The following is a 5,955-nucleotide window of genomic DNA, read 5'->3' on the forward strand; positions in this document are numbered from 1 at the left end:
TTTGTGTCAACTCTACAATAATCCTTATAGAACTCCCTCAGTTTAATAGATAATGCTCACGAATACTCGCTTATTCGCAGGATTTCAAACCACATGGTATAGGTTGCTTTAGATGAACGAAAGAGATAGGACCGTTTTGATAAGATGAGGGCAGAGTGAAATAGGGGATCTATCAAAAATCCCATATTATTACATATACTGCACGCATTTTCCACGCTGCCCTTGGAGGCTTTCCCTCCCATGTCTCAACGGGTCATAATCATATGCCCTTTCATTCCTTCGTCATGCCTATCCAAGGGGTGGAGGCTGGTTTTGCTAACGGAACGGGTCATTGCCCTTTTGTTCTATATATCCAGTACTTCGTGCTTTCTTTGAAATCCTACGAATAAGCCAACTTTCGTAAAAACAATGTGAATGTAAATTACGCTGCTAGTTGTTCAAGAGGGAATACCATTTCCGGTTTATAGACAGAGCCATTACGAGCAATCCCTACTAGGACACGGGCGAGTTTTCCACATAGTTTCATGATGGATTTCATTTTCTTAATCTTCTTCACCTTAACATTGTTCGAGTGTAGGGCTTTAAACTCAGGGTTATTCATCACCAGACTCATGGTCGCAAGGAAGAGGTAACGCCGCAGGCGTGATCTTCCACGTTTGGAAAGAACAATTTGGCCTTTCCACTTCCCAGAGCTTGCCTCAGCGAGATGCAATCCTGCATGACGAAGGAGCGCATTCCCGTGAGCGAACCCACTCAGATCTCCAGATTCTCCTAAGATGCCCGCCAGTGAAATTGCGCTGATTCCTTTAATGGCAAGTATTTGCTTAACGAATGGAATCTGTTCCAAGACGTTTGTGACTTCTTGCGTCACTCTTTCGAGTTGGGATGAAGCGAGATCATATTCCTCTAATAACTGTTCCAAGTGAAGTTTATACGCATCAAGGGCTTGTTTCGTACCAATTGAACGCTTGGCCAATGTAAGCAGGGAACGGGCTTTTTTATGCCCGGAATGWCGCTTCATACATGATTTCCACCCGGTTACGATATCTTGAGGCTGTAAGGAACATAATTCAGCTGGGGTAGGAAAGAGGCGTAGGGTTGCGATTGCCCCTTTACATGATACGTCTTTAAACACTTGCCGGAGCTCGGGAAAGACAACATCCACCCAGCGATTAATTTGGTTGATGGAGCTAACMAGGCGCTTAACAATCACATCTCGGTTAGCCATAAGGACACGAAGTTTTTCAAATGATTCTGAAGTGGAACGAACGAAGGCATAATAGCCATTCTTCACCATATCAGCGATGACAAGGGCATCTTTTTTATCACTTTTKGATTGCGTATTATCACGATTTTCTTTGTTTCTTTTGACATGGTGAGGATTGACCGTAACGACATCCATGTTTTGTTTGACTAGCCACTTTGAAAGGTTYATCCAATAATGACCGGTAGGTTCCATTCCGACTATCGTGGTGTCTAGGTTTTTCATGYGTTTTAGTTCCTTGATCSAGTTTAGTAATCTAGTAAAACCCTCTTCGTTATTTTCAAAAGACAAAGGTTTCCCGATCACAATGCCCCGATAGTTTACAGCACGGGCCACGTGTACGTGTTGGGCGATATCCACACCAACAACTAGATGTTGATCCGTAATTCTTTCWATTAGTTGATTTTGTTTGTTTTGCATTTTAAAATTCATAGTAGGGCTTCCTCCTTAAGACTTTGAGTTAGATTGGRMTCTATACTCGTATCTTACTGAGGGGCTCTATTTTTTTCAAACCTGATATTTAACGATCTACAGGAATGCTAACGCACCCGTTAGTTTAAGTATTATTATTCACAAACTATCGGCTGGTTTAATTCAACAATAAGAAATAACGTGTAATTAAATATTTTGCACAAATTTAACTTTAGAACCCAACTACCTTCCTATTAGAAGATTAGCTGGGTTTCTTCATTATTTACATCTAATTATATATAGAACTATTCGGATACGCCTAGTAGCGACTGCTCATTGTTCAGCAATCGCGCCCTTTAATGGAACAACGAAAATAGAAACACAAATCAATTTAGCTTGTTTTTCTTGAACTAACGCTCCCGTACAATTCTTCACACACCTTGCTGCTAATTTATATCATTACAGGAACGCTGCACCGTTAGTACGAATTTAAGCACGATTAAAAGTTCCCTTTATAAACTCTATAATTACCAGACAGGTCTTAACCTCGATGATAGTTTATCTTCATTTTCTTCATAAACTAATTTTGTTAAATCTTCTTTGAGCATTTGCAGGCGTTCAGCACCTATTTTTTCAATCCAACGTTGCTCAATCTCAGTTAGTATCTTCTCTTTTGCTTTCACTACTAACCAACCTCGTTCGGTCAAAACAATAATTTTCCCTCTCTTATCAGTGGGATGAGCTTTGCGCATTACATAGCCACTTTTCTCAAGATAATCCACACATTTACTCACAGCTTGCTTTGTAATTCCTAAATATTCGGCTAGTTCTATACCTGTTGCTCCATTGGGAGTGATGCATTTAAACATAAAACCATGTGCAGGTCTAATATCTCCAAATCCCAATTCACTCAATCTGCCATGTAATTCATTAATTGATGTACTAAAGGATAATGATAAAAGTGATGTAAGATCCAATTCACTAAATCCTTCATGATTCATACATAAAACCTCCTTAAATAAAGTCAATTAGGTTGACTTTATTTAAAATCCATTGTACTATACACCATGTAGTAAATCAAATTGACCATAATTCAATTATAAAAGAAATTGGATTCACGAAACAAAATTAATACATTATGGGGGTTCTTCATGGCTAACATCGTTAAAATTAGAGCAAGTGTATTTATTCCAATGTCTTGGACTGAACCTAAGAAGGATATTCAAACAGGAAAAGTAATCCAATTTGAAGGCGACTCACGTGAATTTACACCATATGCAGTAAACACTATGCGTTCCAGAGTTGAACAAGAAGTAGTTGTAGATTTTTATAAGAAGGAAATTTTCTCATATGCGAACACTGGTATAACAACAGAAAGAGTTACAAATCCAGATGGTTCTGTTAATCAAAGAACAGGGAAAGCTGGGACAGAAGGTATTTTGTGCACTAATACTGTATGGAGTTCTGATGATGTTAAATTTCAAATGAGTGCAAGTGCCAGCAACCCATTAAATGTATATGCACCTCCTGTTGACTACCTATTAACTGTACAGGTCAAAAAAGATGGTAGTATCGATATTCAAGGAGCACACGATGGATTCCCTTGTTTTGAATTTTATAAGCAAGTAAATTTTGGTCCGTTTGAACAAATTTATACGCATGATTTTAGAGAAACTGGTGATACTCCTGAAGCTCTAGCTGGAGAAATGGAGTATAGTTTTAAAAAAATATTGTAAAGTCAATGTATTGCTACATTGTAATCGAACCAAGATAAATTTGTATTCATAATCGGTATATTGTACGCAAACTGGGAAGACCTCACATTAAGAAAAAATGGCAATGGAACAAATCGTTACATCATTAGTAAATAAAAATAAATTCTTCGTATAAAGTGTATATTTTATCGCGCAATTTGTAACTTGTATAGTTACAAATTGCGCGATAAAAAGAAAAGTGAGGGAACGTATATATGACTGTRAAAATTAAAGYTTATTCTGATTTTATATGTCCATTTTGTTTTTTAGGAAMAGGTCCTTTAGATGARRTYGTAAAGGAAAAAGATGTAGAAGTAGAATGGATGCCATTTGAATTGCGTCCTAGTCCATTTCCGAAAATTGATCCACGGACTCAACCTCGTGTAATGGAAGCTTGGAATTCAATTATTTATCCTACTGCTAAAAAATTAGGATTAGAAATAAAGTTACCACATTTTCGTTCGTATACGCACCTTGCGTTTGAAGGTTACCAATTTGCAAAGGAACATGGAAAAGGAAATGAGTTTCACCATAGAGTGTTTATTGCAAATTTCCAAGAGGAACAAAATATTGAAGACATCGAAGTGTTAACAAAATTAGCAGACGAAGTGGGACTTTCTCAGGAAGCATTTAAAGAAGCATTAGTATCACGAAAGTACAAAAAAATGCATCGAGAAGCTATAAAGCATGCCCTTATAGATGCCCAAATTACGGCTGTTCCAACGTTCATTATTGGTGACGAAGTTATTCAAGGTATTACTAGCAAAGAAAAATTAGCAAAGGCAATTGATCAAGAAATAGAAAATAATAAAGAGGATGAGTTGGACGGACTGCAATGTAGTATAGATGGGGATTGTTAATGCTAAATTGGATTAGTGGCAAATATAGATTAACAAAAATGAAGTCAATTAAGTTGACTATATTTTTTTGTTATAAAAGAAATACCCCTTTTTATTGAGTAAATATAAAACAACATTAGAGTGAATAACAGGAGGAAAAGAGAATGACAACAGTTTTATTCGTAAAAGCAAACAATCGTCCAGCAGATCAGGCGGTTAGTGTGAAATTATATGAGGCATTTTTAGCAAGTTATAAAGAATCACATCCAAATGATACTGTGGTGGAGCTTGATTTATACAATGAAGAATTACCATATGTAGGAGTAGATATGATTAACGGTACATTTAAGGCTAGTAAAGGAGTTGATTTAACAGCAGAAGAAGCAAAAGCAGTAGCTGTTGCTGATAAATATTTAGAGCAATTCCTTGCAGCTGATAAAGTTGTATTTGGTTTCCCGTTATGGAACTTAACAATTCCAGCTGTACTACACACATATATTGATTATTTAAATCGTGCAGGTAAAACATTTAAATATACGCCAGAAGGTCCGGTAGGTCTTGTTGGAAATAAGAAAATTGCATTATTAAATGCAAGTGGCGGTGTGTATTCTAAAGGACCAGCAGCTGAAGTAGAAATGGCTGTTAAATATGTAGCAAGTATGATGGGCTTTTTCGGTGTAAAAGATATAGAGAAAATAGTGATTGAAGGTCACAACCAATTCGCAGATAAAGCAGAAGAAATTATTGCCGCAGGGCTTGAAGAAGCTGTTAAAGTAGCAAGTACGTTCTAGTTAACACAACACTTGTCACTCAATATAGCAGTACCAACAATTTTATAGCAATGGTACTGCTTTTTTATTCGCATATCTCGCTACTTTTGAGTAGTAAGAACCCAATTGATGTGTGCTTTACATTCTCAACTTCGGGTCCAGTCAGGAAAATGCGGATTTACAACTTTAAGCATTCATGAGTAGTTAATTAGCAAAATCCTGACGCTACACCAACCCAACAAGATCCCAAAATATCTATGAATACTCATACCAAAAACCCCCTTGGCGCCCAAGGGGGTTCACGTCGTTCGTTTTTATTGGTTATGCATGATTTTATACATTGTTGATGAATCAACGTTTTCGGCTTCTGAAGAAGCCTGAAAGCTTCATAAAAAAGGGGTGAGTTATGCAATTGATTTCGGCTGGAAGATAGCCATTACAATAAATAATAGGCACGACTTATCATTTCCGGACGTCCCTAATACAAGATGAAGTAAACCATTAATTGAGTTTTGTCCAAGTTCAAATTTCCCCTCCCTATAGCTCTCATTTTCCATCTTTTTTATAGAAATGATTATATCACCCTTCTTCAACTAAACTGCCCCTATAGTTTAAGTACATTTCTTCACAATCTTATAACCGCATTAACATAAATATCCATTTTTTGTTTGGGAGTCTTATTGTAGCTTTGGAATAAAGTTTAATCAAAAGTATTCCGCAAAAACTCATTCTGGGGCAAATAAAAAGAATCCGTTTTGAAAAAAGATGAACAGCTCCCTGTCAAGTAGACAGTGGAAATAATAAAAAAGCTTTAAGCGACTTGAGCCCTGTATTCCAATGGGCTTAAGCCGTTTAATCTTTCTTGGTAACGTTCGTTATTGTAAAACTGGATATAATCATTTATCGCTTGTTGTAAC

General features: G+C 36.8%; 7 protein-coding genes. 3 read left to right on the forward strand and 4 right to left on the reverse strand.

From position 1 onward, the window contains the following. Positions 1-421 precede the first annotated feature (421 nt). Both AC1DUW_RS19310 and AC1DUW_RS19315 read right to left on the reverse strand, forming a co-directional pair. Complete coding sequence (locus AC1DUW_RS19310) at positions 422-1,696, reverse strand: IS110 family RNA-guided transposase (protein WP_477643221.1); 1,275 nt, start codon at positions 1,694-1,696, stop codon at positions 422-424. Positions 1,697-2,202: 506 nt separating this feature from the next. Next, complete coding sequence (locus tag AC1DUW_RS19315) at positions 2,203-2,676, reverse strand: MarR family winged helix-turn-helix transcriptional regulator (protein ID WP_379171814.1); 474 nt, start codon at positions 2,674-2,676, stop codon at positions 2,203-2,205. 150 nt (positions 2,677-2,826) lie between these two features. Here AC1DUW_RS19315 and AC1DUW_RS19320 point away from each other — a divergent pair, with 150 nt between their 5' ends. From AC1DUW_RS19320 to AC1DUW_RS19330, 3 genes are all read left to right on the forward strand, one after another. Next, the gene (locus AC1DUW_RS19320) at positions 2,827-3,411 is read left to right on the forward strand and encodes a DUF3238 domain-containing protein (RefSeq protein WP_477643222.1); all 585 of its coding nucleotides are present in this window, start codon (positions 2,827-2,829) and stop codon (positions 3,409-3,411) included. Positions 3,412-3,644: 233 nt separating this feature from the next. Beyond that, positions 3,645-4,289: a DsbA family oxidoreductase gene (locus tag AC1DUW_RS19325; protein WP_477643223.1), complete on the forward strand. Its 645-nt coding sequence runs from the start codon at positions 3,645-3,647 to the stop codon at positions 4,287-4,289. A 143-nt stretch (positions 4,290-4,432) separates the two neighbouring features. Continuing rightward, on the forward strand, positions 4,433-5,059 hold the full coding sequence (locus AC1DUW_RS19330; protein WP_477643224.1) for an FMN-dependent NADH-azoreductase: 627 nt from the start codon (positions 4,433-4,435) through the stop codon (positions 5,057-5,059). 383 nt (positions 5,060-5,442) lie between these two features. Here AC1DUW_RS19330 and AC1DUW_RS19335 read toward each other — a convergent pair whose 3' ends face one another. Both AC1DUW_RS19335 and AC1DUW_RS19340 read right to left on the reverse strand, forming a co-directional pair. Beyond that, on the reverse strand, positions 5,443-5,631 hold the full coding sequence (locus AC1DUW_RS19335) for a hypothetical protein (RefSeq protein WP_477643225.1): 189 nt from the start codon (positions 5,629-5,631) through the stop codon (positions 5,443-5,445). A 218-nt stretch (positions 5,632-5,849) separates the two neighbouring features. Next, positions 5,850-5,955: IS3 family transposase (locus AC1DUW_RS19340; protein ID WP_477643226.1), on the reverse strand; the 106-nt coding region annotated here is incomplete at its 5' end.

The organism is Peribacillus sp. P4_C12 (genome assembly GCF_056402095.1).